This window comes from Vibrio sabulosilitoris (genome assembly GCF_055391395.1).
The window spans coordinates 3,367,572-3,394,180 of the sequence record NZ_AP029599.1; the positions used below are offsets into that span (position 1 = coordinate 3,367,572).

The 26,609-nt window shown below is 50.4% G+C and carries 24 protein-coding genes; 5 read left to right on the forward strand and 19 right to left on the reverse strand.

Annotated elements, in window-relative coordinates; all coding sequences use genetic code 11:
• Window positions 1-142: 142 nt before the first annotated feature.
• The 5 genes from eno to rlmD all read right to left on the reverse strand — a co-directional run bounded on the left by eno (window position 143) and on the right by rlmD (window position 7,851).
• Window positions 143-1,444, reverse strand: a complete 1,302-nt coding sequence (eno, locus tag ACZ5R2_RS15745) for a phosphopyruvate hydratase (RefSeq protein ID WP_164647377.1) — start codon at window positions 1,442-1,444, stop codon at window positions 143-145.
• Window positions 1,445-1,523: 79 nt separating this feature from the next.
• A complete protein-coding gene (locus ACZ5R2_RS15750; protein WP_464900244.1) occupies window positions 1,524-3,164 on the reverse strand; it encodes a CTP synthase in 1,641 nt (546 codons plus the stop codon).
• 169 nt (window positions 3,165-3,333) lie between these two features.
• Window positions 3,334-4,134, reverse strand: a complete 801-nt coding sequence (gene mazG, locus ACZ5R2_RS15755) for a nucleoside triphosphate pyrophosphohydrolase (RefSeq protein ID WP_464900245.1) — start codon at window positions 4,132-4,134, stop codon at window positions 3,334-3,336.
• Between the two features lie 70 nt (window positions 4,135-4,204).
• Window positions 4,205-6,424: a GTP diphosphokinase gene (gene relA, locus ACZ5R2_RS15760; RefSeq protein ID WP_464900246.1), complete on the reverse strand. Its 2,220-nt coding sequence runs from the start codon at window positions 6,422-6,424 to the stop codon at window positions 4,205-4,207.
• A gap of 89 nt (window positions 6,425-6,513) precedes the next feature.
• Window positions 6,514-7,851 (reverse strand): 23S rRNA (uracil(1939)-C(5))-methyltransferase RlmD, encoded by a 1,338-nt coding sequence (gene rlmD, locus ACZ5R2_RS15765; RefSeq protein WP_464900247.1) that lies wholly within the window; start codon window positions 7,849-7,851, stop codon window positions 6,514-6,516.
• 129 nt (window positions 7,852-7,980) lie between these two features.
• Here rlmD and barA point away from each other — a divergent pair, with 129 nt between their 5' ends.
• Window positions 7,981-10,755, forward strand: coding sequence for a two-component sensor histidine kinase BarA (barA, locus tag ACZ5R2_RS15770; RefSeq protein ID WP_464900248.1), 2,775 nt, complete (start codon window positions 7,981-7,983; stop codon window positions 10,753-10,755).
• Between the two features lie 210 nt (window positions 10,756-10,965).
• Here barA and acpS read toward each other — a convergent pair whose 3' ends face one another.
• The 11 genes from acpS to rpoE all read right to left on the reverse strand — a co-directional run bounded on the left by acpS (window position 10,966) and on the right by rpoE (window position 20,213).
• A complete protein-coding gene (gene acpS, locus ACZ5R2_RS15775; RefSeq protein WP_464900249.1) occupies window positions 10,966-11,343 on the reverse strand; it encodes a holo-ACP synthase in 378 nt (125 codons plus the stop codon).
• Window positions 11,344-11,360: 17 nt separating this feature from the next.
• Window positions 11,361-12,092, reverse strand: a complete 732-nt coding sequence (gene pdxJ / locus ACZ5R2_RS15780) for a pyridoxine 5'-phosphate synthase (protein WP_464900250.1) — start codon at window positions 12,090-12,092, stop codon at window positions 11,361-11,363.
• The gene (recO, locus tag ACZ5R2_RS15785; RefSeq protein ID WP_438461301.1) at window positions 12,089-12,811 is read right to left on the reverse strand and encodes a DNA repair protein RecO; all 723 of its coding nucleotides are present in this window, start codon (window positions 12,809-12,811) and stop codon (window positions 12,089-12,091) included. The genes pdxJ and recO overlap by 4 nt, the downstream gene beginning before the upstream one ends.
• A gap of 97 nt (window positions 12,812-12,908) precedes the next feature.
• Complete coding sequence (era, locus tag ACZ5R2_RS15790) at window positions 12,909-13,883, reverse strand: GTPase Era (RefSeq protein WP_438461302.1); 975 nt, start codon at window positions 13,881-13,883, stop codon at window positions 12,909-12,911.
• Window positions 13,876-14,553 (reverse strand): ribonuclease III, encoded by a 678-nt coding sequence (gene rnc, locus ACZ5R2_RS15795; protein ID WP_464900251.1) that lies wholly within the window; start codon window positions 14,551-14,553, stop codon window positions 13,876-13,878. The genes era and rnc overlap by 8 nt, the downstream gene beginning before the upstream one ends.
• 35 nt (window positions 14,554-14,588) lie before the next feature.
• On the reverse strand, window positions 14,589-15,485 hold the full coding sequence (lepB, locus tag ACZ5R2_RS15800) for a signal peptidase I (protein WP_464900252.1): 897 nt from the start codon (window positions 15,483-15,485) through the stop codon (window positions 14,589-14,591).
• Window positions 15,486-15,628: 143 nt separating this feature from the next.
• Complete coding sequence (gene lepA / locus ACZ5R2_RS15805; RefSeq protein ID WP_464900253.1) at window positions 15,629-17,422, reverse strand: translation elongation factor 4; 1,794 nt, start codon at window positions 17,420-17,422, stop codon at window positions 15,629-15,631.
• Window positions 17,423-17,536: 114 nt separating this feature from the next.
• Window positions 17,537-18,013, reverse strand: a complete 477-nt coding sequence (locus ACZ5R2_RS15810; RefSeq protein ID WP_464900254.1) for a SoxR reducing system RseC family protein — start codon at window positions 18,011-18,013, stop codon at window positions 17,537-17,539.
• The gene (gene rseB / locus ACZ5R2_RS15815; protein ID WP_464900255.1) at window positions 18,010-18,972 is read right to left on the reverse strand and encodes a sigma-E factor regulatory protein RseB; all 963 of its coding nucleotides are present in this window, start codon (window positions 18,970-18,972) and stop codon (window positions 18,010-18,012) included. The genes ACZ5R2_RS15810 and rseB overlap by 4 nt, the downstream gene beginning before the upstream one ends.
• Window positions 18,969-19,583 (reverse strand): RseA family anti-sigma factor, encoded by a 615-nt coding sequence (locus ACZ5R2_RS15820; RefSeq protein ID WP_464900256.1) that lies wholly within the window; start codon window positions 19,581-19,583, stop codon window positions 18,969-18,971. The genes rseB and ACZ5R2_RS15820 overlap by 4 nt, the downstream gene beginning before the upstream one ends.
• Before the next feature lie 51 nt (window positions 19,584-19,634).
• Window positions 19,635-20,213, reverse strand: a complete 579-nt coding sequence (rpoE, locus tag ACZ5R2_RS15825; protein WP_464900257.1) for an RNA polymerase sigma factor RpoE — start codon at window positions 20,211-20,213, stop codon at window positions 19,635-19,637.
• A 382-nt stretch (window positions 20,214-20,595) separates the two neighbouring features.
• On the opposite strand from rpoE, the gene nadB reads away from it, so the two are divergent.
• On the forward strand, window positions 20,596-22,209 hold the full coding sequence (gene nadB, locus ACZ5R2_RS15830; protein ID WP_464900258.1) for an L-aspartate oxidase: 1,614 nt from the start codon (window positions 20,596-20,598) through the stop codon (window positions 22,207-22,209).
• Window positions 22,210-22,312: 103 nt separating this feature from the next.
• On the opposite strand, the gene ACZ5R2_RS15835 is transcribed toward nadB, so the two are convergent.
• Both ACZ5R2_RS15835 and ACZ5R2_RS15840 read right to left on the reverse strand, forming a co-directional pair.
• A complete protein-coding gene (locus ACZ5R2_RS15835) occupies window positions 22,313-22,648 on the reverse strand; it encodes a hypothetical protein (protein WP_464900259.1) in 336 nt (111 codons plus the stop codon).
• A 46-nt stretch (window positions 22,649-22,694) separates the two neighbouring features.
• A complete protein-coding gene (locus ACZ5R2_RS15840; protein WP_438461311.1) occupies window positions 22,695-22,955 on the reverse strand; it encodes an FAD assembly factor SdhE in 261 nt (86 codons plus the stop codon).
• A gap of 179 nt (window positions 22,956-23,134) precedes the next feature.
• Between ACZ5R2_RS15840 and ygfZ the strand changes: the two genes are divergently transcribed.
• The 3 genes from ygfZ to ACZ5R2_RS15855 all read left to right on the forward strand — a co-directional run bounded on the left by ygfZ (window position 23,135) and on the right by ACZ5R2_RS15855 (window position 25,317).
• Window positions 23,135-24,100, forward strand: a complete 966-nt coding sequence (gene ygfZ / locus ACZ5R2_RS15845) for a tRNA-modifying protein YgfZ (RefSeq protein ID WP_464900260.1) — start codon at window positions 23,135-23,137, stop codon at window positions 24,098-24,100.
• Window positions 24,093-24,569 carry an aminoacyl-tRNA deacylase gene (locus tag ACZ5R2_RS15850; protein WP_464900261.1) on the forward strand — a complete coding sequence of 159 codons (477 nt, stop codon included), beginning with the start codon at window positions 24,093-24,095 and terminating at the stop codon, window positions 24,567-24,569. Before ygfZ ends, ACZ5R2_RS15850 begins: the two co-directional genes overlap by 8 nt.
• 544 nt (window positions 24,570-25,113) lie before the next feature.
• On the forward strand, window positions 25,114-25,317 hold the full coding sequence (locus ACZ5R2_RS15855; protein WP_464900262.1) for a DUF1107 domain-containing protein: 204 nt from the start codon (window positions 25,114-25,116) through the stop codon (window positions 25,315-25,317).
• A gap of 49 nt (window positions 25,318-25,366) precedes the next feature.
• On the opposite strand, the gene ACZ5R2_RS15860 is transcribed toward ACZ5R2_RS15855, so the two are convergent.
• Window positions 25,367-26,596 carry an FAD-dependent 2-octaprenylphenol hydroxylase gene (locus ACZ5R2_RS15860; RefSeq protein WP_464900263.1) on the reverse strand — a complete coding sequence of 410 codons (1,230 nt, stop codon included), beginning with the start codon at window positions 26,594-26,596 and terminating at the stop codon, window positions 25,367-25,369.
• Between the last annotated feature and the right edge of the window lie 13 nt (window positions 26,597-26,609).

Here is a 26,609-nt window from a genome sequence, read left to right on the forward strand (position 1 = left end):
AATACCAGAAGGTTATTTGATATATGATTTAGTTATTTAAGTTTTGGGAATATTGATGACTTGATACTCTCTTACAAAAAAAACGCCCCGCAATAGCGGGGCGTTGTCAAAAGCGTTGAGCTCAGTTTAATTCAATTAAGAATTAAGCTTGGCCTTTAACTTCTTTAAGACCGTTGTAAGGAGCGCGCTCACCTAGAGCTTCCTCGATACGGATTAGCTGGTTGTACTTAGCAACACGGTCAGAACGGCTCATAGAACCAGTCTTGATTTGACCTGCAGCAGTACCTACCGCTAGGTCAGCGATAGTTGCGTCTTCAGTTTCGCCAGAACGGTGAGAGATTACTGCTGTGTAACCTGCGTCTTTAGCCATCTTGATAGCAGCTAGAGTCTCAGTTAGAGAACCGATTTGGTTGAACTTGATAAGGATAGAGTTAGCTACGCCTTTCTCGATACCTTCAGCAAGGATCTTAGTGTTTGTAACGAATAGATCGTCACCTACTAGTTGAAGCTTGTCACCTAGTAGTTCTGTTTGGTGCTTGAAGCCATCCCAGTCAGACTCGTCTAGACCGTCTTCGATAGAAACGATTGGGAATTGGTTAGCTAGCTCAGCTAGGTAGTGGTTGAACTCTTCAGAAGAGAAAGTCTTACCTTCGCCTTTCATGTTGTAGATACCAGCTTCTTTGTCGAAGAACTCAGATGCAGCACAGTCCATCGCTAGAGTGACGTCTTTACCTAGCTCGTAACCTGCAGCAGCTACTGCTTCTGCGATAACTTCTAGAGCTTCAGCGTTAGACTTAAGGTTAGGAGCAAAACCACCTTCGTCACCAACTGCAGTGCTGTAACCTTTAGACTTAAGAACTTTAGCTAGGTTGTGGAATACTTCCGCACCGATACGTAGAGCTTCTTTAAGAGTCTTAGCGCCAACTGGTTGAATCATGAATTCTTGGATATCAACGTTGTTGTCTGCGTGCTCACCACCGTTGATGATGTTCATCATTGGTAGAGGCATAGAGAATACGCCAGCTGTGCCGTTTAGCTCAGCGATGTGTTCGAATAGAGGCATGCCTTTCGCTGCAGCAGCTGCTTTCGCGTTTGCTAGAGATACAGCTAGGATTGCGTTAGCACCGAACTTAGATTTGTTTTCAGTGCCGTCTAGGTCGATCATAACTTGGTCGATGTCAGCTTGAGCTTTAGCATCTTTACCAACTAGTGCTTCAGCGATTGCGCCGTTTACAGCTTCAACAGCTTTAAGAACACCTTTACCTAGGAAACGTGCTTTGTCACCGTCACGTAGCTCAAGAGCTTCGCGAGAACCAGTAGATGCACCAGATGGAGCAGCAGCCATACCTACGAAACCACCTTCTAGGTGTACTTCAGCTTCTACAGTTGGGTTACCACGTGAATCGATGATTTCACGACCTAGCACTTTAACGATCTTAGACATTAATGTTTCCTCTCGTTTTAAAATTAAATGTCAAATTTAAAGGCAACAGCTAGTCCCGCTGCTGCCTACATCCTTTTATTTACTTCTCAAATTCACCGCGCTGGTATTGACCAGCGGCTTTAACGAAGCCTGCGAATAGTGGGTGACCATCGCGAGGCGTCGAGGTAAATTCTGGGTGGAACTGAGCCGCAACAAACCATGGGTGTGCTGGGTTTTCAATCATTTCCACCAGCTTCTTGTCTGCTGACAGACCAGAAACTTTAAGACCGGCTTTTTCGATCTTCGGACGAAGGACGTTGTTCACTTCGTAACGGTGACGGTGACGCTCATGGATGGTTGCGCTGCCGTAAAGCTCACGAGCTTTGGTGCCTTTCTCTAGGTGACATAGCTGTGAGCCAAGGCGCATTGTGCCGCCAAGGTCTGAGGTTTCGGTACGTTCTTCAACTTTACCTTCGCCATCAACCCATTCCGTGATCAAGCCTACCACAGGGTACTTAGTCTCTTTATTAAATTCTGTTGAATGTGCACCAGTAAGACCAGCCACATTACGAGCGTACTCGATAAGAGCCACTTGCATACCTAGACAGATGCCAAGGTATGGAATGTTGTTCTCACGTGCGTATTGCGCCGCGCGAATTTTACCCTCAACACCACGGTCGCCAAAGCCACCTGGTACCAAGATAGCGTCTAGGTCTGCTAGCGCTTCTTCGCCTTTGCTCTCAACATCTTGTGAGTCAACGTACTTAATCTTCACGCTTAGACGGTTCTTAAGACCTGCGTGCTTTAGTGCTTCGTTCACTGACTTGTAAGCATCTGGCAATTCGATGTACTTACCCACCATACCGATAGTCACTTCAGCGGTTGGGTTCGCTTCTTCGTAGATTACCTGTTCCCACTCAGAAAGGTCAGCCTCTGGCGCGTTAATGCCAAAGCGAGCACACACTAGGTCATCAAGACCTTGTGATTTAATCAATTGAGGGATCTTGTAGATAGAATCTACGTCCTTCATTGAGATTACCGCTTTCTCTTGAACGTTACAAAACAGAGCGATCTTCTTACGCTCGTTGGCTGGAATCGCACGATCAGAGCGGCAAACTAGAATATCAGGTTGGATACCAATAGACAGCAATTCTTTTACAGAGTGCTGAGTTGGCTTCGTTTTCACCTCGCCAGCAGCGGCAAGGTAAGGCACAAGAGTCAGGTGCATAAACATCGCGCGCTCGCGACCTAGCTCAACGGCTAGCTGACGGATAGCTTCCATAAATGGCAGTGACTCGATGTCACCCACTGTGCCACCAATTTCAACGATCGCGACATCGTGGCCTTCACCACCAGCGACTACGCGGTCTTTAATAGAGTTAGTGATGTGAGGGATAACCTGAATGGTTGCACCTAGGTAATCACCACGACGCTCTTTAGCAAGGACGTCAGAGTAGACACGACCGGCTGTAAAGTTGTTACGCTTGGTCATCTTGGTACGAATGAATCGTTCATAGTGACCAAGGTCAAGGTCAGTCTCAGCACCATCTTCCGTCACGAATACTTCACCGTGTTGAATCGGGCTCATGGTGCCTGGGTCAACGTTGATGTACGGGTCGAGCTTCATGATCGTCACTTTAAGACCACGAGCTTCTAGAATCGCTGCAAGAGATGCTGCTGCAATGCCTTTACCTAGAGAGGATACAACCCCGCCAGTAACAAAAATGTAATTTGTCGTCATGTTTAACCTGAAATTGGTTGAATGAGGGAAATGGAAGTCATCTGGACGGGACGAAAATATACCAGAAGACCCTTACCGCCACAACGTGAAATCTATCACAGTGGATTTTTAAGTTTTTTGCTTCAAATCAAACTCGTAACCTTGATGTGGTAAACGCTGCGCTTGACAGTTATTGACCACCGCGCTGTAATTTAACCTCAACCCACAGCGCCTCCATTTGATCCAATGTCATTGTATTCAGTGATTTACCCTGAATTTCTGCCAGCTTTTCAACCGCTTTGAAGCGCTCAACAAACTTTTGATTAGCTTTGCCAAGCGCCACTTCTGGATTGGTATCCAGATGGCGTGAGAGGTTGATTACAGCGAACATCAGATCGCCCAGCTCCATCTCAACTTTGTCGCTATCAGGGTTCACCTGCAGCGCCTCTTCCATGACTTCTTCTATCTCTTCCTGCACTTTTTCTACCACAGGTCCCAGCGAGTGCCAGTCAAAACCGACCTTAGCACACTGCTTTTGGATCTTTGTGGCACGCGAAATTGCCGGCAGAGATTTTGGTATTGAGTCTAGGATACTTTGCCCAGCTTTGCCTATCTGAGCCTTCTCTTTTGCCTTCTCGGCTTCCCAATTGGCGCTGATCTCTTCCTCACTGGCAAACTCAACATCGGAGAATACGTGCGGGTGACGACGAGTCAGCTTCTCATTAACCGTCTCAACCACATCTGAAAAATCAAACAGCTGATGCTCTTTGGCTAGCTGGCTGTAAAAAATCACTTGAAATAGTAGATCGCCAAGCTCCTCTTTGAGGTTGTCCCAGTCGCGATTTTGGATTGCATCCACCACCTCATAAGTTTCTTCGATGGTGTGGGGCACAATAGTGTCAAAGCTCTGCTTGAGATCCCAAGGGCAGCCTGTTTGTGGGTCGCGCAGTTGGCTCATGATCTGCTCTAGCTGTTCAATCGGGTGGCTCATGGTTGGTTCCTTAAAATAGAAAAAGCGAGCAGAAATGCCCTGCCCGCTTAAAAAAGAAGTTTTAGGTTATTTAGCCAAGACGCTTGACCGACATAACATCTTTGATCTGCTCGACCCGGGTGATCACCCGCGATAAGACCTCGATATTGGTCACTTCAAGATCAAAGTCCATGATCGACAACTGCTTGCGATAGTCGACACGGCTTTTCATGCTGCTGACCTTAACCTTCTCATTAGCAAACAGTGAGGTGATGTCTTTGAGCAGGCCACCACGCTCCATTGCCTCCACGCGCATGGTCAATACATACGAGCCAACAAAGCCGGCCCCCCAGACGGTATCGATGATCCGCTCGGGCGCATGGTGACTCAGCTCCTCGAGCTGCTCACAGTCACTGCGGTGCACCGAGATACCACGTCCTTGAGTAATGTAGCCCTTGATCGCATCGCCTGGAATTGGCTGGCAACAGCGCGCGAGATGGGTCATCAAGTTATCCACCCCTTCAACCACGACTGCGTCTTTCTTAGGCTGGCTCTGTGCAGGCGCTCGATGTACGGCCTCTTGCAGCTTTTCAAGCGCTTGCTGATCCTCTTCTTCGGCAGTGGGTTTATTGACCAGCGCGTTAATGTGATTAATGATCTGATTAATCTTCAGATCGCCACTACCAATACCAACAAACAGCTCATCGGGCGTATTAACGTTAAAACGCTTAAGGGCATATCGTTCTGCATCTTTGAGCGTGGCATCAATCTTGGTCAGTTCGGCCTCGAGGATCTCGCGCCCGGCTTCAAGGTTCTTCTCGCGGCTTTGCTTACGAAACCAGGCATTGATCTTGGCGCGGGCGCGCCCTGAGGTCACAAAGCCCAGTGATGGGTTGAGCCAATCGCGCGATGGATTAGGCTCTTTCGCGGTAATGATCTCAACCTGATCGCCCATGGCCAGCTTGTGGGTAAATGGCACAATACGCCCCGCGACCTTAGCCCCTATACAGCGATGGCCGACTTCAGAGTGAATATGATAGGCAAAGTCAAGCGGGGTTGCCCCCATCGGCAAATCCACCACATCCCCGCGCGGGGTAAAGGCGTAGACGCGATCATCGAACACTTGGCTGCGCAGCTCATCGAGCATCTCACCCGAGTCTGACATCTCTTCCTGCCAATCAAGCAGTTTACGCAGCCACGTGATCTTCTCGTCATAGCCGCTGCGACCACTACCACCTTCTTTATACTTCCAGTGCGCAGCCACACCCAGCTCCGACTCTTCGTGCATCTGCTTAGTGCGGATCTGGATCTCAATCGTTTTGCCTTCCGGCCCTAACACGACCGTGTGAATCGACTGATAACCGTTTGGTTTGGGGTTGGCGACATAGTCATCAAATTCACTTGGCAGATGTTTGTACTTGGTGTGCACCACGCCGAGTGCGGCGTAACAGTCTTGCAGGCGTTCGGCGATGATCCGCACCGCACGCACATCAAACAGCTCATCAAAGGCAAGGCTCTTTTTCTGCATCTTGCGCCAGATACTGTAGATGTGTTTTGGCCGACCACTGACTTCAGCGCGGATGTTCGAGCTTCGCATTTCAGCGGTCAGATCATCGACAAAATCGGTGATGTATTGCTCGCGCACAATGCGTCGTTCAGAGAGTTGCTTGGCAATCTGTTTGTAGGTCGCGGGCTGCTGGTAGCGAAAGGCGTAATCTTCAATCTCCCACTTAAGCTGACCGATACCCAATCGATTCGCCAGTGGCGCATAGATGTTGGCGCACTCTTTCGCCGCCGCTCGGCGCACCTCATCGGGTGCCTTTTTCACCTCAATCAGGTTGGTGATCCGCTCAGCCAGCTTGATCACCACGCAGCGAAAGTCATCCACCATCGCGAGTAGCATGCGGCGCACATTATCCACCTGAGAAGAGGCTGCGCTGCCTTCAAGGGTGATATTGAGCTGACCCAAGGCCGCCATCTCATCAACGCCATCTATCAGCTTAACGATCTCTTTGCCGTACTTTTCACTCAGTGCTTGTTGATCGAACAAGCCACTCGATACTACAGGAAACAGCTGCGCCGCGACTAAAGTTGCCTTGTCCATCGACAAGGTGACCAAAATTTCGTTCATCTCACGGCCACGCCACAGCAAACGCTGGCCGTCAGGGTGCTCGGCCACCAGTTGCTCACATAACTGGTAGGTCTGAGTTAGCGCCTTTGCCGCCTTCGCGGGTTGATTTAAGCTTGCTACCCAACGCTCAAGCTCAAATTCAGTGTCTTGGTTTAAATGCGCACTTCGTACCGCAACCATCTCAAATTCCTATTTGTTTTCTTCGCGAGTTCAATTCGCTGTCGTTGTTTTTTCAGACTTTCGTGTTCTTCGAGCCAACTATTTTCAAGCTATTTATTCTTCGAATTAGCCGTTTTCTCAAACAGAGCCATCGACTCGAGGTGACTAGTATGGGGGAACATGTCCAGCATACCCAGTCGAGTCATGGTATAGCCTTGTGCCAACAGACTTTGGCTGTCTCTGGCAAGAGTAGCAGGATTGCAAGAAACATACACCACTCGCTCCACGCCAAGCTTGGCAATGTGATCGATGATGCCTGTTGCGCCCGCTCGAGCCGGATCCAACAGCACTTTGGTAAATTGCTTGGCTGCCCATGGCTTGGTCGAAACATCCTGCTCAAGGTTCGCTTGGTAGAACTCAACATTGCTCAATTGGTTGCGCTTGGCATTGTCTTGCGCCTTATCAACCATAATCTGAACGCCCTCAACTCCCACCACAGAATCAACCTGCTTAGCAATCGGCAAGCTGAAATTACCCAACCCGCAGAACAGATCAAGAACGCGATCGCTTGACTCAAGTGCCAGCCAATCCAGTGCCTGCGCCACCATTTGCTGATTGACCCCCTTATTGACCTGAATAAAGTTCACAGGTTCAAAAGGAATTTGTACTCCGACCTCTTGATAGTAACCCGGCTCGCCCAACACATGCTCCAGCGCTTGGTCAGCTTGCTGCAAGTACAGTGTCACCGCGAGCCCACGGCACAGCGACTCAAGCGCATTGCGATCAGAGTCACCAAGCAGCTTTATTGTTCGCACCAATATTATCGCCGCGTTATCTCCTCTAACCAGTTCAACATGACCAAGACGGTCAGGGTGCTGGAAGCCGCGCAGAGTTTGCTGAAGTGGCACCATCAACTGGTTGAGGCCGCTATCGAGGATTGGGCACTGATCGATATCCACTATCTGCTTGCTGTTTTTCTTGCGAAAGCCGAAACTGAGCTGCGCACGCTTTTTATCCCAAAACACACTAAAGCGGGCGCGGCGACGATAATCCGGCTGGCTATCCGCCACTGGGGTCGATAATGGCAGCTCTTGCTTGGCAAATTTCTTAAATAGCCCGGAGAGCGCCTGCGACTTATACTCAATCTGATCTTGCACGTTGAGATGTTGCATGTTGCACCCGCCACACTGGGCATAGTGGGGGCAAAACGGTGCGATACGCTTATCACTTGGCTCGAGAACCTTGATCAGAGTCGCTCGGGCGTATTTGCTCTTCTGCTCCACCAGTTGGATCAGCACACGCTCTCGTGGCAGCGCTCCCTCGATAAAGACAGGCTTACGGTTGTGATAAGCGATGCCAGCACCATGAGCGTCGAGTTTTTCAACCGTGATCTCAAAGTGTTTGGTATTTAAAGGGGATTTTTTCTTTGCTTGGAAAATACGCGCCATGAGTGTTGCCTAATCTGAAGGATGCGTTTGATGTCGTACACAGAAGCGCAAATCGATCCGCTCTGTGCATATCTGTGATATAAAAGAGAGAGTATTGTCCCACATCCAACCGGTTAAGTTTAGAGAATAATGACACGATATGGCTTACGCGCTCGGGTAATCACCCTGACTCTCGCCCCAACCCTAATTATTGGTTTGCTACTGTGTGCTTTTTTCTCATTCACTCGCTATCACGACCTCGAGAGACAAGTTATCAACTCAGGCCTAAGTATTATCGAGCCTATGGCAATTGCCAGTGAAGATGGCATGATGACCCAAAGTCGCGAGTCGGTAAGGCGTATCATCAGTTACGCGCACCGCAAAAACTCACGTATTGTGCGCAGTATTGCTGTGTTCGACTCCAGCCATGAGCTGTTTGTGACCTCAAACTTTCACCCTCAATTTCAGTCGCTCACCTATGATCGCAGCGAGCCGATCCCCTTGCTGCCTTCGATTCAGATTGAAGATAACACACTGATTCTGCGCGCCCCGATCATCCCCGAAACACGCTTTGTCGCCCTGCCCGATCTCAGTGAGCACGATGCGAAAGCCCTTGGCTATATCTCGATGGAGCTGGATCTCTCTTCACTGCGCCTGCAACAGTACCGCGAGATCATTATTGCTATCTCAGTAATGATCCTTGGCTTGGCCCTCTCGACTGCCTTTGCCTTGCGCTTGATGCACGACGTCACGAGACCTATTGACCATATGCGTGAGGTGGTTGACCGGATCCGCCGTGGTCACGTCGATGTGCGGATTGATGGTAAGATGCATGGCGAACTCGACTCATTGAAAAATGGTATCAACGCGATGGCGGAATCCTTGTCTGCTTATCATACCGAGATGCAGCACAGCATTGATCAGGCCACCTCCGACTTACGTGAAACCCTTGAGCAGCTTGAGATCCAAAACGTCGAGCTCGATATCGCTAAAAAACGGGCCCAAGAGGCGGCGCGAGTCAAATCTGAGTTCCTAGCCAATATGTCGCATGAGCTGAGAACGCCACTTAATGGCGTGATTGGCTTCTCGCGCCAAATGCTGAAAACCCAATTGACCGCTAGCCAGACTGACTACCTGCAAACTATCGAGAAATCAGCTAATAACCTGCTTAGCATCATCAATGACATCCTAGACTTCTCCAAACTAGAAGCAGGTAAGCTCGCCCTTGAGAATATCCCATTTGACTTCCAAGAGAGCCTGGAAGAGGTAGTGAGCCTGCAGGCAACCTCAGCCCACGAGAAAGGCCTTGAGCTGACACTCAAGATCGATCCCAAAATTCCAGCTGGTATGGTTGGTGATCCGCTGCGTATTCAACAGGTCTTGACCAACCTAGTAGGTAACTCAATCAAGTTTACCGACCGTGGCAATATCGATATCAGTGTTGAGCTGCGCTCACAGAAAGAAGATATGATTGAGCTGCAGTTTATGGTCCGTGATACCGGCATCGGTATCTCCGAGCGCCAACAAGCTCAACTGTTCCAAGCCTTCTCACAAGCCGATGCCAGTATCTCACGTCGCTACGGTGGTACTGGGCTTGGGCTAGTGATCACCCAGAAGCTAGTTAGCCAGATGGGCGGTGAGATCAGCCTCACCAGCCGCCTGCACCAAGGATCAACCTTCTGGTACACGATCCAACTGGCCACCACCAATATGCCAGTATCTGATTTGATTGATACCGCTTGCCTGGCCAATCGCACCGTACTGTTAGTCGAGCCAAATATTCAAGCCGCAACTGTGCTGCAACAGATGCTCTCAGTATCTAATATGCAGGTCAGCTATCGCTCAACCATGCCAGATGAAATTGGCCACTACGATTACGCAATCGTCAACTTTGCCCCGGACACAGAGCACAGCTTCGATGAGGTACGTGAGCAAGTGAAACAGGCACAAAAGATGGCAACTCATGTCTCGGTCGGCCTGCCAAGTACCGAGCTGGCGCTGGCAACCAAAATTACGGCAGAGCTCAATGTTCCCTGTATTCCTAAACCACTTTCAAGACGTAAGTTGTTGCAAAACTTAGTGGTGCTCCAGCCAGAGCTGGTGATTGAGCCTGTGAGTCAACACACACCAGAAGAGCTACTCCCTCTCACTGTGATGGCGGTGGATGATAACAGTGCCAATCTCAAGCTGATCTCGGCGCTTCTCCAAGAGCGAGTGAAGAATGTGGTGGCGTGTAATGATGGTATTGAAGCTGTTGAGTGCGCGCAGCAAGAGAAATTCGACATCATCTTGATGGATATTCAGATGCCTAGGATGGATGGCGTCACCGCCTGTAAGGCGATTAAGACCTCTGATCTGAATGGTGACACACCAATTATTGCCGTCACTGCCCACGCGATGCAGGGCGAGCGAGAGCGCTTACTGGAAGCAGGGATGGACGATTACCTCACCAAGCCAATCGAGGAGCACATCCTGCAGCAGGTCTTGGTCCGTTGGAACCCTAACCGCGATGAAAGTGAAGTCGAGGCGATCGAGCTTGAGCCAATCAAGAGTGAACCCCTGACGCAAACCAGTAACCAAAACCTGATCATCGACTGGCAGCTGGCCCTCAAACAATCCGCCAACAAGCAAGATCTGGCCAAAGACATGCTGCGTATGCTGATTGAGTTTATCCCAGAGGTCAGTGAGGTGGTCGATAGCGTCCTTGACCCACAAACCCAGGCGCAACCAGACCTGCTCCACTTTGTCCACAAACTCAACGGTAGCTGCTCCTACAGCGGCGTCCCGCGCCTGAAAAAAGTCTGCGCCGAACTCGAAAAAGGCCTACGCTCCGACATGAGCATTGAAGACCTAGAGCCTGAACTGTTCGAACTGCAAGACGAGATGGAGAAGGTGATCGCGGCGGCAGAGCCTTACCTTGCTTAAAGGCGAGAGGCGAGAGGCGAGAGGCGAAAGGCGAGAGGCGAGAGGCGAGAGGCGAGAGGCGAGAGGCGAGAGGCGAGAGGCGAGAGGCGAGAGGCGAGAGGCGAGAGGCGAGAGGCGAAAATTCTCCAACCTTTACCACCGCTGTCAAGTGTTACACCACCTCGAGCGAAGCGTTCTCGCAGTGAAACGATCTCGATTCTCGCCTCTGTTTTAAGATTCCATAACGACAGTAGCCACCGCATAGCGCTTTTCATCCGCTATCGTGACCAAGATGGAGTGAGCAGACAAGGCGTCGGCAAACTGCTGGGCGGCGCCAGTAAGGCTGAGCTCTGGCTTGCCGAGCTCATCGTTGGTGACGGTGAAATCTTGAAAGCTGACCCCGCGTGCGATGCCAGTTCCAAGTGCTTTGGCTGCGGCCTCTTTGACGGCAAAACGCTTGGCAAGGTAACGAGCGGGCTGTTTGCTTTGCTTAAACACCACCTGCTCGGCCTCGCTAAGGATGCGATAAACCAGCGCGTTGCTTTTCTCGAGTGCCTTTTCAACTCGGGCGATCTCGACGATATCCGTACCGATTCCTACTACGGGCATTGGGCAATCCTTGGCGCTTACTTGCGCGCTGCAACCATTACGGCTTTCATGTCCGCTACTGCTTTGTGCAGACCATCGAATAGTGCACGACCAATGATCGAGTGACCGATGTTCAGCTCATAGATCTCAGGCAGTGCCGCGATTGGGGCAACGTTGTGGTAAGTCAGGCCGTGACCGGCGTTAACCATGATACCAAGGTCGTGCGCGTAGCTTGCCGCTGCAGCAATCTTCTTCAGCTCATCTTGCTGATCTTCGTCGTTCTCTGCCTCAGCGTACTGACCGGTGTGCAGCTCGATAAATGGTGCGCCACAGGCTTTCGCCGCATCGATTTGCTGGCGGTCAGCATCGATAAACAGAGATACCTTGATGCCAGCAGCAGCCAGCTTCTCCGTTGCTGCCTTGATCTTGTCAAGTTGACCCACGACATCAAGGCCGCCTTCAGTAGTCAGCTCTTCACGCTTTTCTGGTACTAAACACACGTACTCTGGCTGTGTTTGCAAGGCAATCTCAATCATCTCATCGGTCACAGCCATCTCAAGGTTCATGCGTGTTTGCAGCGTCTCGCGCAGGATGCGTACATCGCGATCAACAATATGACGACGGTCTTCACGCAAGTGGATAGTGATGCCATCCGCGCCAGCACGCTCTGCAATCTCTGCTGCGTGCACTGGGTCTGGATACTTGGTTCCACGTGCATTACGAACCGTCGCGATATGGTCAATATTGACACCTAAATAAATCGAGCTCATTGTGTTGTACTCCGTGCTTTGGGAAGTGTTGCGATAAACAGTTCCCGGCTCTTTAATGGTTTTCCGCCAAGATACGGCTTTAGTGCTATGCGTGTAAAGCGCTTTGCCGCTTTAAGTTGTTCTTTTGTCGTGAAACGTCGCTCACTAATGGCGATCAGCTCATCGCCTAAGAAGGTCAAATTATCGCGCCGCACTGAGGCGATAAAACCCTTTTCCTCTCGATAGCGATAGGTCATCTTAGGGTCGATCGGCTCGCCCGTACCGGCACAATGAAGAAAGTCCACCCCGTAGCCCATCGCGGACAACAAGGCGAGTTCAAAACGGCGCAGCGCTGGCTCTGGATTATTGGCCTGGGCTAATTCGGTTAACGCATGCAGGTAGTCATGAAACAACGCCGGCATTGCGACCTCTGGCGCTAACACTCGCCCTATCAGCTCATTAACATACATTCCTGAGTAGAGATTAATGCCAGTCAGAGGCAATCCGAGACTGATCGGCTCCGCTTGGCGCAAAGTTTTCATCGAGCCCTTACCCGACCACTTGAGCAGCAGTGGCGTAAATGGCTGAAGTGCCCCTTTGAGGTTTGAACGGCGGCTGCGTGCCCCCTTGGACATCAAGCTTATCCGGCCATGCTCCTCGCTGAACACGTCCAAGATCAAGCTTGTTTCACTGTACGGGCGCCGATGTAAAACAAAGCAGCGCTGGAGACCTTCTGACATCCACTCTTCTCTATGGTTGATGGATAGGCAATAAAAAAGGAGCCGTCAGGCTCCTTAGGATGATAAGCTCGGAGCGAAGCAAGCTGCCTCACTGCGGTTATAGATCGTCAATATAGCCAAGCGAGCGCAGGGCGCGCTCATCGTCTGCCCAACCTGATTTCACTTTAACCCAGGTCTCAAGGTAGACCTTGCGACCGAACAGCTCTTCCATATCAAGGCGTGCCTCACGGCCGATGGTTTTGATCTTCTCACCACCTTTGCCGATGACCATCTTCTTCTGGCCACTGCGCTCAACCAAGATAAGACCATTAATATGGAAACCGTCAGTCTCAGGGTTGTAGTCAAAACGCTCAATCTCAACCGTCACTGAATATGGCAGCTCGTCACCGGTGAAACGCATCAGCTTCTCACGCAGGATCTCAGAGGCCATAAAGCGCTGCGAGCGGTCGGTTACGTACTCTTCAGGGAAGTGATGAGTGGCTTTTGGCAGATGCTCGCGCACGTGCTTGCGCAGTACATCAATGTTTTTGCCGTGTTTAGCCGAGATTGGCACCACATCAACAAATTCCATCTTCTTCGACATCTCCTGCATATGCAGCATCACGTCGTTGCGGTCTTGCACGTTATCAACCTTGTTGACACATAGCACGACTGGGAAGTTCGACTTCTGCAGCTTGGTCAGCACCATCTCGTCGTCTTTAGTCCAGTGGGTACCGTCAACCAAGAAGAACACCAAGTTCACATCACTCAGCGAAGAGTTTGCCGCGCGGTTCATTAAGCGGTTGATGGCGCGCTTCTCTTCGATGTGCAGACCCGGAGTGTCGACATAAATCGCTTGGTAATCACCCTCGGTATCGACACCCATGATGCGGTGACGCGTGGTTTGCGGCTTACGTGACGTGATCGAGATCTTTTGACCCAGGATCTTGTTCAGTAGCGTTGATTTACCCACATTAGGGCGACCCACGATGGCGATAAAGCCACAGTGTTGGTTCTCAGGAGATGAGACTTCGCCCGTTGAGGAGAAGAATGCATCAATATCGAACTCGTTGTTTTCAGTAGAATCAGCCATTGGTCAACTGCCCTAGTGCTGTCTCAGCGGCCGCTTGCTCTGCCTTGCGACGACTGGTACCTTTACCGACAACAGGCTTCCCTATACCTGCAACCTCACACGACACCGTAAACTCTTGGTTGTGTGCTTCACCTTTAATATTAGTCACTGTGTAGACTGGCAGTGGTTTTCTTCTGCCTTGCAAAAACTCTTGAAGGCGAGTCTTTGGGTCTTTTTGTGAAACGCCAGGCTCGATAGCCTCAAGGCGCGACTTATACCAATCAAGGATAATGCCACGGATAGTCTCTACATCGCTGTCGAGATAGACGGCCCCCATGATCGCCTCAACGGCATCAGCAAGAATCGAGTCACGACGGAAGCCGCCGCTCTTAAGCTCGCCTGGACCTAATTTTAAGTAGTCACCCAGCTCAAACTCACGACCCAACTCCGCTAGAGTATTACCGCGTACCAAAGTGGCACGCATGCGGCTCATATCCCCTTCCGTCACCTTAGGGAAACGGTGGTAAAGATCATCAGCAATGACAAAACTTAAAATTGAATCGCCCAGAAACTCAAGACGCTCATTGTGTTTACCATTGGCACTGCGGTGAGTCAGTGCCAGGTTCAAAAGCTCGCCATCTTTAAACTGATAGCCGAGCTTTGTTTGTAGTTTTTCAATTTGAGAATTCATACTCTCTCGTGGTGTTATTGCTGGCTAAGGCCAGACTATTGAATACCACCGATGCGGTTAAAGCGAACCCCTGTTGGAATCCAACCTGGTAGGAAGCTGCTTGGATCGCGCTCAAACTCGAAGCTGATCCAGATAGCGACCGCCTTACCAACGAGGTTTTCCTCGGGCACAAAGCCCCAGTAACGGCTATCGGCACTATTATCACGGTTGTCACCCATTACAAAGTATTGACCTTGTGGGACAACCCATTCATTGACGCCAGGTCGCGGCATATACGCTTCGACGCGATCACGACGCAGTGGGTGCGCAAGCACCTCGTATTGCAACTCGCCCTGGGTTTCATTCATTTGCATCAGAGGGATATTGTTCTGCGAGAACTCACTCTCTCTAACATTAGACAGCGGCAACGGGCGGCAAGTACGCTCACCTTGCGGCTGGACACATAGCTCTTTCTGCGCGCTGTAGCGAACCGTATCACCAGGCAGACCAATGACACGTTTAATGTAGTCAATATTTGGTTGTGGTGGGTACTTAAACACCGCGATATCGCCATGTTCAGGCTTGCCCGTTGCAACCAACTCTTTACGCCACACCGGGTCTTTAATCCCATACGCGTACTTCTCTACCAGGATAAAATCACCCACCAGCAAGGTCGGCATCATTGACCCTGATGGGATCTGAAACGGCTCATAGATAAAGGAGCGCAATACCAGCACAATCGCAATCACTGGGAAAATTGAGACGCTGTTCTCTACCCACCAAGGCTGAGTTTGCAGTTTCTCGACCACCTGGGCATCGAGTTGCTCGGTTTGAGCTTCAGCGGCCGCAAGGACTTGCGCACGCTTTTTCGCCCAAACCCATTTTTCCAGCGCCCATACTATACCCGTCACTAATGTCACTATGACAAGAATGAGTGAAAACGTATTTGCCATTGACTTCCCTTATCTTAAAAATACGAAAGTGAAAGAGCCTAAACCCTTTCACTCATAACAAATCACTATCGTAACAAAACACTTGTTCGATCTATTTGGCTCAGACCACCACACACATTGAGCGGCGATCCAAGTCGGAGTAATTAGTCTTTACCCACGTGCAGAATCGCCAAGAACGCCTCTTGCGGCAGTTCCACGTTACCGATCTGCTTCATGCGTTTCTTACCTTCTTTCTGCTTCTTAAGCAGTTTCTTCTTACGACTCACGTCACCACCGTAACACTTAGCGATTACGTTTTTACGTAACTGCTTCACAGTCGAGCGCGCGATAATGTGGTTACCAATTGCAGCCTGGATCGCGATATCAAACATTTGACGAGGGATGAACTCTTTCATCTTCTCAACCAGCTGACGACCACGAGTCTGAGACTGATCTTTGTGCGTGATCATCGCCAGAGCATCAACCGTGTCGCCGTTCAGTAGTACGTCAACGCGTACCATGTTCGATGCCTCGAAGCGCTGGAAGTTGTAGTCCAGTGATGCATAACCACGTGAGGTTGACTTCAGGCGATCGAAGAAATCGAGCACAACCTCAGCCATTGGGATATCGTAAACCACTGCAACTTGGTTGCCGTGATACACCATATCGACCTGAATACCACGCTTCTCTACACACAGGGTGATCACGTTACCTAGGTACTCAGATGGCACAAGGATGTTACAGCGAGCAATCGGCTCACGGATCTCTTCAATATCGTTTACCGCAGGCAGTTTCGCTGGGCTATCGACATACAGCAGTTCGCCATCAGTGCGCTCTACTTCGTAAACTACTGTCGGCGCCGTGGTGATCAAGTCAAGGTCGTACTCACGCTCGAGACGCTCTTGGATGATCTCCATGTGCAACATGCCTAGGAAACCACAACGGAAACCAAAGCCCAGTGCCGCTGAGTTCTCTGGCTCATAGAACAGAGAAGCGTCGTTGAGGCTCAGTTTGCCTAGCGCATCACGGAAGTTCTCGTAATCATCTGAAGAGACCGGGAATAGACCGGCATAAACTTGAGGTTTTACTTTTTGGAAACCAGGCAGCGCTTCCTCACAGCCACCTTTCGCCAGCGTCAAGGTATCACCAACTGGTGCGCCAAGGATATCCTTGATACCACATACAACCCAACCTACCTCGCCGGTTTGCAGCTCAGTGGTGTCTTCTTGTTTAGGGGTAAAGATACCCAAGCGGTCTACACCCCACACCTGACCGGTGCTCATTACCTTGATCTTGTCGTTCTTTTTCAGTGCGCCATTCTTAATACGCACCAGTGACACTACACCAAGATAGTTATCGAACCAAGAGTCGATGATCAAAGCTTGTAGTGGCGCTTCAGGGTCACCCTCTGGCGCAGGGATAGCAGAAACGATGTTCTCAAGTACATCGTCAACACCAATACCGGTTTTTGCCGAACAGCGAGTCGCTTCCATCGCGTCGATACCGACAATCTCTTCGATCTCTTCCGAGACGCGCTCAGGATCGGCAGCTGGCAGGTCAATCTTGTTCAAGATTGGCACAACCTCAAGGTCCATTTCGATCGCGGTGTAACAGTTAGCTAGGGTCTGCGCTTCAACGCCTTGACCAGCATCAACAACCAGCAGCGCGCCTTCACAAGCGGCTAATGAGCGCGAAACTTCGTAAGCGAAGTCAACGTGTCCTGGGGTGTCGATAAAGTTAAGCTGATAAGTCTCACCATCTTTCGCTTTGTAATTAAGCGTCACACTCTGAGACTTGATGGTAATGCCACGCTCACGCTCAAGATCCATAGAATCGAGAACTTGCGCGTCCATTTCACGCTCACTAAGGCCACCACAAACTTGAATTAGGCGGTCTGATAGAGTCGACTTACCGTGGTCGATGTGGGCGATAATCGAAAAATTGCGAATGTGCTTCATAGGATGGTGTGACTAAACTCTGTTATCAAAATGACGTTGTTGGCGAGCGAATCGCTGCGAGCCAACAAATAAGTGGGCAGATTCTACCGAATTTCTCTGCGCTTCGCATCCATTTTAGACAACTGGTATCTGGCTGCCCAAAATTCTTAGCAGGATCACCTGCTCAGATGTCGCGCGCTCTTTTCGCCGTACCAACCACTTAGCGAGAACAAAGCCTAAAAAAGCAAACAGCACCGCAGCGAGAATAATGGCCCCCTCGCCTGCACCGATAAGAGGCTGTACCCAGACCTGCCCCATCACAGCGCCAAGGAGCAGAAAAAGTAGTGGAAGTAAGTAAACAGTGGCAGCAAAACTGAGCAACTGACGCTCAGGCAGGCCAATCTCGACCGTGTCCCCCACCTGCACCGCTTGCTCGGTATCCAGTGTCCAGCGCAGGGTTTTGTTGCCGACTGCACCAGAGACAATCCCAGTCCCGCAGCTGCTTTTTTGCGCGCAGCCACTGCAACTCGATTGCTGCTCACAGTGCAATTGCGCCCGCCAACCCACAGAGCATGGCTCAACTGAGACGACTTGGGCTAATGCGGTGATCATTGTTCTGGTGCCTTGAGTGGATCAAATGAGACAGACTGCGCAATACGCTGCGCCGTTGAGGGTGGAATATCGCCAACGACTGAGATCTCGGCGCTGCCTTTGACAAAGGTGTGTAGCGTGCGACGCCCTTGACGCACCACCTGCCCTGGCAGTGAGTTTTCATCTCGCTCAGCAATATAGATGGAGAAGTTAAACAGGCCATCAGTGTACATCTGCGTCTCAACCACACGATCGGTGCTTGCCATGCGATAGCGGTTCACATCCGTCGGCTCAAAGCCATTCGGTACCCAACCGACGTTCCACCCGGCGCGGTTGACATTACCTTTAGGTAGACTTAGTACATCAGGCAGTGTCACGTTGCGCAGACCCGACATGATCTCTGAGATCTGTTCGTTGACCACAAAGGAAATCGTGCGGTACTGCTCAAGCACCTCGCCATCGCGATCAAGCAGATCAGCACGCAGTGGCAAGCGCGTGGTTTCATCAATCCACAGCACATAAGAGTAGCGCATACCATCTTTTGGCACGATGCGCACCACCTGAGTCGCACTACCTGCTTCACGCGCACGACCAACACTGACAAAATCGTAGTTCATGCTCAGGTAGTCGATGTCACTGTGCAAAAGCGGGATGGTAGGTGCCACCATATCACTCGACTCGACCGTGAAGGGCTCGATCCCCGGCTCAACATAACTCACCTCGTCACCACGACGAATGACCTCGCGAACAGGGCCGCTGAGGTACAAAAGATGGGCAAGTTGTTGTTGCTCGAGGGACGCATGGCGATACAACAGCGGTTCAATGCTGTTCTTTTTGATTAAGATGTAAGAGAGCTCGTAACTCAATTGCTCACTGGCCTGATGCATCTCCTGTAATAGGACCTCTGCAGGTTGCTCTGCAGAGGCTGAGTGGATGCTCAGACCGAACAGTGTCAGGGCACTGATCAGTATTTTTTTCATTCAACTATCGGCTTTTGATTGAGCTTGGAAGCAATCTCATTCCCGCTGTTTAATCGCAGCTGGAGTTCATAATCTTGAAGTACCGCATTGATACGTCGGTGCTGCTCATGAACGTTCGCTTCATTGGATGCAGAGCTGCCTTGAACTGATTCTCGGGTCAGGCTGACTGGCTCCACACTTCCTGCTAGGGGAACAGTTTGTAAAACTGGTAACTGCGCCACCTCAGACGTCGCTTGGCCATCTTGTCCACTGTATTGCTGGACGCCAAGGATCACCACAAAGGAGACACACGCAGCCACGGCCACTTGACCAAACGGAGCCATCCACGCCGGAAGCTGCTTTTTCGCCACCGCAGGCGCTGGCTGAGCCTCAAGCATCGGCGCGACTGTGGCTCCTTGATGAGGCGCCTCGTCCTCAAGCGCTATCGCCACCGAATTGGCAATATCCCAATTAACTTGTTCAGGGCCTTCACCACGCATCACATCACCAATTAAATGGTAGTGCTTCCAACTTTCTAGCGCGGCTTGATCGCTCTCAGCCAGAGCAATGAGTTGATCGTCGTCTAACGCTTCACCATCCACAAGTGCTGAAAGTTTTTCTTTGTCAGCCATTCTTTTCACCATTATTGATTGGTTCAAATCTTGATTAGTTTAATCGCCTGGTCAGTGTCGCTGCAATAGAGGGGTAATCCTCTTCTCAACTGCTTCCCGGGCGCGGAAAATTCGCGAACGCACGGTTCCAACCGGGCAATCCATCACTTCAGCAATATCTTCATAGCTAAGCCCATCAAGCTCACGCAAAGTCATTGCTGTCTTTAAATCTTCTGGCAGTGCTTCAATCGCCGCAAAAACCGTGCGTTTCAACTCGTTGGACAACGTCAGGTTCTCAGGGTTCGATATTTCTTTTAGCGCACTGCCGGTCTCGTAAAATTCAGCGTCTTCAGCATCAACATCCGTGGCTGGCGGCCGACGACTTTGAGCAACGATGTGGTTCTTCGCCGTGTTGACAGCAATTCTGTACAACCAGGTATAAAACGCACTCTCGCCCCTAAACGATGGCAACGCTCGATAGGCCTTAATAAATGCCTCTTGAGCGACATCGGCAACGTCACCAGAATTATTGATATACCGAGATATCAGGTTGCACACCTTATTTTGATAGCGAATCACCAATAAGTTAAATGCTTGTTTATCTCCGTTCTGAACTCGCTCTACAAGAACCTGATCAGTCTGCTCGTTCATTCGAGCGGCTACTCCCATTTGTTATTATGGCTCTTATCCTCGCAGATATGAGCATCATCTTGCTTTAGCAGTCACTACACCACCGCGTATGTGAGCACTTATTGTGACTCAGGCACCAAGTAAAAGTTCCACCTCAAGCCGAGAAATTTATTTCATGATGTAAATAGCGTGAGCTGGTTAAAATTACTGTTCGATATCAATATTGGGTCGATTCAATGACAAAAGCAACGGAAATCAACTGCTCTGAGCAACCTAAACTGCTAATATACGGAGCGATTGATAAATTTGTGATGCGGTTTGGCTTGCCTTGCCTTGATATCAAGGCTAGACAATAACCGTACAGCCCCAGCTCAGGATGACCTGGGAGATTGGATTTAAAGTTATGAGTGAAAATCGAGAACATCAATGTGATGTGTTAGTTGTAGGCAGTGGTGCCGCAGGGCTTTCATTGGCGCTGAGAGTAGCCAACAAAGCCAAGGTCATGGTCTTAAGCAAAGGTCCTCGTAGTGAAGGGGCAACCTTTTACGCCCAAGGTGGTATCGCTGCCGTTTTTGATGAATCAGACAGTGTAGAGTCGCACGTAGAGGACACCCTCATTGCTGGTGCTGGCTTGTGTGAGGCGGACACGGTCGAGTTTATCGCCAAAAATGCCAAGAAATGTGTGCAATGGTTGATTGATGGTGGAGTGCCATTCGATCGTGAAGAGGATGACTCTGACGACCAACCACGCTACCACCTGACGCGCGAGGGCGGTCATAGTCACCGTCGAATTCTTCATGCCGCAGATGCCACCGGAATGGCAATGCAAACCTCGCTGCAAGATAATGCTCATAATCACCCTAATATTCACGTCCTTGAACGCCATAATGCCCTGGATTTAGTCACCCAAACGGGCAGTGATGGACAAAAGCGCGTGGTCGGCGCTTATATCTGGAACCGGATCAAAGAGCGCGTTGAAACCGTTAAAGCCAAGTTCGTAGTACTAGCAACCGGTGGCGCTTCCAAGGTGTATCAGTACACCTCCAACCCCGATGTTTCATCGGGTGATGGTATCGCTATGGCATGGCGGGCAGGATGTCGCGTGGCAAATCTTGAGTTTAACCAGTTCCATCCAACGTGCCTGTTCCACCCAGAGGCGCGTAATTTCCTTCTTACCGAAGCGCTGCGCGGTGAAGGCGCCTACTTGCGACGCCCGGACGGCAGTCGCTTTATGCCGGACTTCGACGCGCGTGAAGAGCTCGCCCCACGTGATATCGTCGCGCGTGCGATAGACTTTGAGATGAAGCGCCTAGGTGCTGACTGTATGTACCTAGACATCAGCCACAAACCAACCGCCTTTATCGAGAAACATTTCCCCACCATCCATTCTCGGTTACTTGACCTTGGCATCGATATGACCCAGGAGCCGATCCCTATTGTGCCTGCGGCGCACTACACCTGTGGTGGTGTGATTGTTGATCAGCAAGGCTGTAGTGACATCAGCAACCTTTATGCGATTGGAGAAGTCAGCTATACCGGTTTGCATGGTGCTAATCGCATGGCCTCTAACTCACTGCTTGAATGTGTGGTTTACGCTTGGTCTGCGGCTAAGGATGTACTACGCCACCTTGACCAAGTCGAGTGGGTCGACAGAATTCCAGCTTGGGATGAGAGTCAGGTTTCATGCTCCGATGAAGAGGTGATCATCCAGCACAACTGGCATGAACTACGCCTGTTTATGTGGGATTACATGGGCATCGTACGCACCGATAAACGCCTTGAGCGCGCGCTGCGCCGCATCCAGCTTCTGCAACAAGAAACCCATGAGTACTACAGTAACTTTAAGGTATCAAACAACCTGCTCGAGCTACGTAACCTTTTGCAAGTTGCTGAGCTGATGGTACGCTGTGCGATGCAGCGTAAAGAGAGTCGTGGGTTGCATTACACGCTTGATTATCCTCAACCTGCCAAGGATAGCGGACCGACAATTCTCGACCCGAGTCAACCGCTTAAATAAAGGGGCGAACAAAGGAGCGAGGTGCGGGGACGGGCATAGCCCTACGGTGCGAGGGGTGGCCCTAGCCGGTACGCCCTAGCCGGTATGCCCTAGCCGGTATGCCCTAGCCGGTATGCCCTCGCCTTAGCCAGAGTAATAGTTGACGGTAATCTTGATCTTTCATGCTGGTTCGCCATAGAACCCAGCGCGTGTTGTTGCTTAGGGTGACAAGGATAAAAATGTCGGCATAACAGCACAATGCGCGTTTAACACTCTGCGCGTCATAGGGCATTAAATAGAAACCGACCTCACCGCTAGGGTCGATACGTATTCGTCCAGACCAGCTTGGTGGGAAAATCGCTCGAGTTTTTACCAGCTGATGCCAGATGTAGAGCAAACAAAAGCTAAGCGCGAGAGAAGGGGAAAAAACACACAGCGCCCAAATCAGCCATGGCGTCACAATCACCATGACCAGTTGAGCGCGAGAATATGAGTTGGGTTGAGTACTAACGTACCTTGGACAAGTTATGGGCAACGATCTTGTCTACCATCGACGCGTGACTGAGATTCTCACTGCGCCCATGTCCCATTACCCAACTGAACAGCTCAGGATCATCACACTCGAGAAGCGAGACAAAGTCCTGTTGCTCTGATTCAGTCAGTGAGTTAAAGCACTCTTCAAAAAACGGCATGATCACCACATCAAGCTCTAACATGCCACGGCGACACGCCCACTTAATACGCGCCTTGTCTTCTTGGGTATACATCGATAATCCTCTACCAATTGCAGTGTAACGAGTGTATCAACCCGCCCTGAAAAAGCCACAACCTAAATCACGTTCTGCCCAACCCAAGATTTTTTCTCACTGTGAACTTGAAGCAGCTTGATGCGCCCTCACATTGAGGATTACCATTAGAAAAACTTAACCATAAAGGTCACGCGCGCATGGATTGGAATAAGCTCAACACACCGTTACCCCTCACCCCAGATGAAACACTGCCAGCACTGTCATTGTGCCACTTAAACCAGTTGGGGCTCATCACCCTATCTGGTGACGATCGAAAGTCGTACCTTCAAGGTCAAGTTACCTGTGATGTGGTGTCGCTTGCCGCTGAACAATCGACGCTCGGCGGACATTGTGATGCCAAGGGAAAACTCTGGTCCGCTTTTCGTCTCTTCCATCACGGTGAGACCTACGCCATGCTCCAGCCACAATCGGCGGTGGATAAGGAGCTCACTGAGCTAAAAAAATACGCGGTATTTTCCAAGGTGAACATCGAAGCAAGTCAAGACACCTTGCTGGGTGTTATTGGTGATCAAGCTGAGCAATTCGTTGATCAACTGAGTGAAGACCGTGGCGATGTGCGTCAGGTCACTGGCGGCACGGCAGTAAAAATTGGCCAACAGCGCTGGTTACTGCTGCTCGAACCAACCCAAGCAAGCGAGCTTGCCAAGCTCCACCCTTCGCTTTGGGTAGATAGCGCACTCTGGACCTTGGTGGATATCCGTGAGGCTCAACCGGTTGTTGAAGACTTCATGCAAAATGAGCACATCCCACAGGCGGTAAACCTGCATGCCGTAGGGGGGATCAGCTTCTCTAAAGGTTGCTACACCGGTCAAGAGACGGTCGCTCGCGCCAAATATCGCGGTATGAACAAACGCCAAATGGTGATCGTACAAAGCACGACCGCAGAAACGCTTGAGCAAGAGGTTAGCTTAGAGCGCTCTGTGGGTGAGAACTGGCGCGCTCTTGGTCGCCTGCTTTGCTACTACCAATTTGCTGATGGCCGAGTCATTGGACTGGCGATTGTGCCCAATAACCTTGAGCCTGATACCCAGCTCCGCCTTGCTCAGCAAGACGAAAGTCACTGGCAACTGCTCCCACTGCCATACAGCCTAGAAGATGAGTAAGCCGTTTCACACCCCATTGATGGACTTTCTTGATCAACAGCAGGTGAATTATCGCCTGCTGAGACAGAAACATGAGACCATCACTATCGAAGACACAGCGCAAGCCAGGGGCATTGATAGTCAGCAAATGGTCAAATCAATTCTACTGCGGGATATGTCAGATCGTTACGCGCTGGCTTGCGTGCCTGGGGATCAAAGCGTTGACCCCAAAAAGGTCCGTGCCCTTCTTGGCTGGCGGAGAATGACCTGCGTTGATCACAGCCAACTTGAGGCAATCACTGGCTATCAACTTGGCTGCGTCGCCCCGTTGAGACTAAAGCAACCGATGCCGATTATTCTCGATAAGCGCTTAAAATCGCAGCAAGTAGTCTCCATCAGCAGTGGCAAGCGACTGGCTGGGCTGGCGATTGAGCTCGCCGATCTGGTCCGCCTTTGCTCGCCGAGCTGTGGTGATATCTGCCGCGATTAAATACTTAGAAAGCCAAGTAAGATACTTTTATACCTATCAAAGTACACCACTCATCACACTTTTTCTCACTCATTAATGATGAGGGTGTTTATAGATAAAATAGATGTAGCGCAATCGTTAAAAATTCGTTAACTTAATCTTATTGGTGAGGAATTTTGCGGTATCCGCCCAAGCATGACTTGGACATCAATCAAAGTGAATCCACTGATTATTCAGAAAATCCACTATTGTGTTATGCATCTGTAACTATTCACCCGCACACTTCACGGTGCGGGCTTTTTTCACAGCTCACGAGCGCTATTTTTACCCCATCCCCCCAATGCTACTGAGCCGGGTCGCTAGGCGGTAATAATAGGGTTAGAAATCAGAAAAAAACTTGAGGGGCAAGTCACGTAAAATGGAACTTATGACCTAAAAGTTGTCTGATAAAGCACAAATATCCGAACCAGTTTGTTTTTGTAACCGATACGTCCAATAAATCACACTTTTTTGGAGACGACTTTCTTATAATTGTCCGGCACTAGCGAATAAGGAAAATGTATAAATGAGACTGTTCAAACGCTATATCCCAGGCTTAATAGCGAAACACGTAACTCGATTGTTCAAAGGAAGAATATACATCAACGGCATCGGCAAGTTTGAATTTGACCAAGGTAAATTGGTCCTGCCAGAGAAGGCAGATCAGCGCCATTTTCGCGCTGTCAATGAGGTCAACAGCGAGGTAATGAAGCTCAGGTTGGCTTACTAGATTTGGTAAAAAGGAGACCTCAAGGTCTCCTTTTTCATCTTTGTCGCTCTCAAGGCTTCACCGAGTGGTAGTCGGGACGAGCTAAAACCGGTAAGTCTCCTTTTAACCCTAGAGCACGCTTCATAATCTCATCTTTAGCCCCTGGTAAATGACCAATAAACTGCATTCCGAGACCTCGCACGAGTTTTTTCGCCGGATTTCCACCACTAAACAAGTCACGAAACCCCTGCATTGCCGCGATCATCTTCGCCGCTTCCGCCTTACGCCAGCGCTCGTAACGACGTAATTGCTGGTGACTGCCGATATCTTTACCCTGTGCCCACAAGCGCTCAATTTCCTGAGCAAGGCTAGCTGCATCTAGCAATCCAAGATTGACCCCTTGGCCCGCTAATGGATGAATGGTGTGCGCTGCATCCCCCACCAGCGCCACACGCTGGGCGACAAAATCACGCGCATAGCGCATTTTGAGCGGGAACGCGGCACGCTCGCCCTCGACTTGGCACAAGCCTAACTTGTTATCAAACTGAACCGTCAGAGCCTTATTAAACTCGCTGTCACTCATCGCCATTAACTGCTCTGCACGATTAGGCTCAATCGACCAGACAATCGAACTGAGATGAGATTGCTGTAGGGGCAGAAATGCCAACGGCCCTTGAGGAGTAAAGATTTGTCGCGCCACCTTGTTGTGTGGCTCTGTGGTGCGCACATTGGCTACAATAGCGCTATGACCATAATCCCAACTAGTGAGAGGGATATCCGACTGCTTGCGCACCCAGGAGTTCGCACCATCGGCGCCCACCACCAACTTTGCCGTCAGTGACTGCCCGTTATCTAGCGTCAGCCATGCCTCACGCTCACTCATGACCATCGACTGGCAGCGAGTGGCAACAAATAAACTGACATTGGCTTGGTTTTTAACTTGTTCGAGCAAGGCCAACTGCACTACACGATTCTCGACAATATGCCCAAGGTCAGGCTGAGCGAGATGCTTGGCATTAAACTCAATTCGGGCAAAACTGTCTCGCTCCCACACCTCCATCGCCATATACGGAGAGAGGCGTCGGCTGGCGATGCCTTGCCATGCACCAATGTTCTCTAGCACCATTTCGCTTGAGCGACTTAGCGCCGATACACGCAAATCCGGCAGCTCACTCAGTTCACTTTGCGGCTCCTGCCCCTCGATAACCGCAATCCTGAGGTCGGTGTTTTTCAACGCCGCCGCGAGTGTGAGTCCAACCATTCCACCGCCAACAATAGCGATATCTACACTTTGCATCATAGTTACTTCCTTA

Coding starts and splice junctions, on each gene's coding strand:
- ACZ5R2_RS15840 (WP_438461311.1), bottom strand. CDS start 22,955: ATGTATACCCAAGAAGACAAGGCGCGTATTAAGTGGGCGTGTCGCCGT.
- barA (WP_464900248.1), top strand. CDS start 7,981: ATGACACGATATGGCTTACGCGCTCGGGTAATCACCCTGACTCTCGCC.
- lepB (WP_464900252.1), bottom strand. CDS start 15,485: ATGGCAAATACGTTTTCACTCATTCTTGTCATAGTGACATTAGTGACG.
- ACZ5R2_RS15855 (WP_464900262.1), top strand. CDS start 25,114: ATGAGACTGTTCAAACGCTATATCCCAGGCTTAATAGCGAAACACGTA.
- era (WP_438461302.1), bottom strand. CDS start 13,883: ATGGCTGATTCTACTGAAAACAACGAGTTCGATATTGATGCATTCTTC.
- ACZ5R2_RS15850 (WP_464900261.1), top strand. CDS start 24,093: ATGAGTAAGCCGTTTCACACCCCATTGATGGACTTTCTTGATCAACAG.
- acpS (WP_464900249.1), bottom strand. CDS start 11,343: ATGCCCGTAGTAGGAATCGGTACGGATATCGTCGAGATCGCCCGAGTT.
- ACZ5R2_RS15860 (WP_464900263.1), bottom strand. CDS start 26,596: ATGATGCAAAGTGTAGATATCGCTATTGTTGGCGGTGGAATGGTTGGA.
- relA (WP_464900246.1), bottom strand. CDS start 6,424: ATGGTTGCGGTACGAAGTGCGCATTTAAACCAAGACACTGAATTTGAG.
- ACZ5R2_RS15750 (WP_464900244.1), bottom strand. CDS start 3,164: ATGACGACAAATTACATTTTTGTTACTGGCGGGGTTGTATCCTCTCTA.
- pdxJ (WP_464900250.1), bottom strand. CDS start 12,092: ATGAGCTCGATTTATTTAGGTGTCAATATTGACCATATCGCGACGGTT.
- recO (WP_438461301.1), bottom strand. CDS start 12,811: ATGTCAGAAGGTCTCCAGCGCTGCTTTGTTTTACATCGGCGCCCGTAC.
- nadB (WP_464900258.1), top strand. CDS start 20,596: ATGAGTGAAAATCGAGAACATCAATGTGATGTGTTAGTTGTAGGCAGT.
- ACZ5R2_RS15810 (WP_464900254.1), bottom strand. CDS start 18,013: ATGATCACCGCATTAGCCCAAGTCGTCTCAGTTGAGCCATGCTCTGTG.
- rpoE (WP_464900257.1), bottom strand. CDS start 20,213: ATGAACGAGCAGACTGATCAGGTTCTTGTAGAGCGAGTTCAGAACGGA.
- lepA (WP_464900253.1), bottom strand. CDS start 17,422: ATGAAGCACATTCGCAATTTTTCGATTATCGCCCACATCGACCACGGT.
- eno (WP_164647377.1), bottom strand. CDS start 1,444: ATGTCTAAGATCGTTAAAGTGCTAGGTCGTGAAATCATCGATTCACGT.
- rlmD (WP_464900247.1), bottom strand. CDS start 7,851: ATGGCGCGTATTTTCCAAGCAAAGAAAAAATCCCCTTTAAATACCAAA.
- ACZ5R2_RS15820 (WP_464900256.1), bottom strand. CDS start 19,583: ATGGCTGACAAAGAAAAACTTTCAGCACTTGTGGATGGTGAAGCGTTA.
- rnc (WP_464900251.1), bottom strand. CDS start 14,553: ATGAATTCTCAAATTGAAAAACTACAAACAAAGCTCGGCTATCAGTTT.
- mazG (WP_464900245.1), bottom strand. CDS start 4,134: ATGAGCCACCCGATTGAACAGCTAGAGCAGATCATGAGCCAACTGCGC.
- rseB (WP_464900255.1), bottom strand. CDS start 18,972: ATGAAAAAAATACTGATCAGTGCCCTGACACTGTTCGGTCTGAGCATC.
- ygfZ (WP_464900260.1), top strand. CDS start 23,135: ATGGATTGGAATAAGCTCAACACACCGTTACCCCTCACCCCAGATGAA.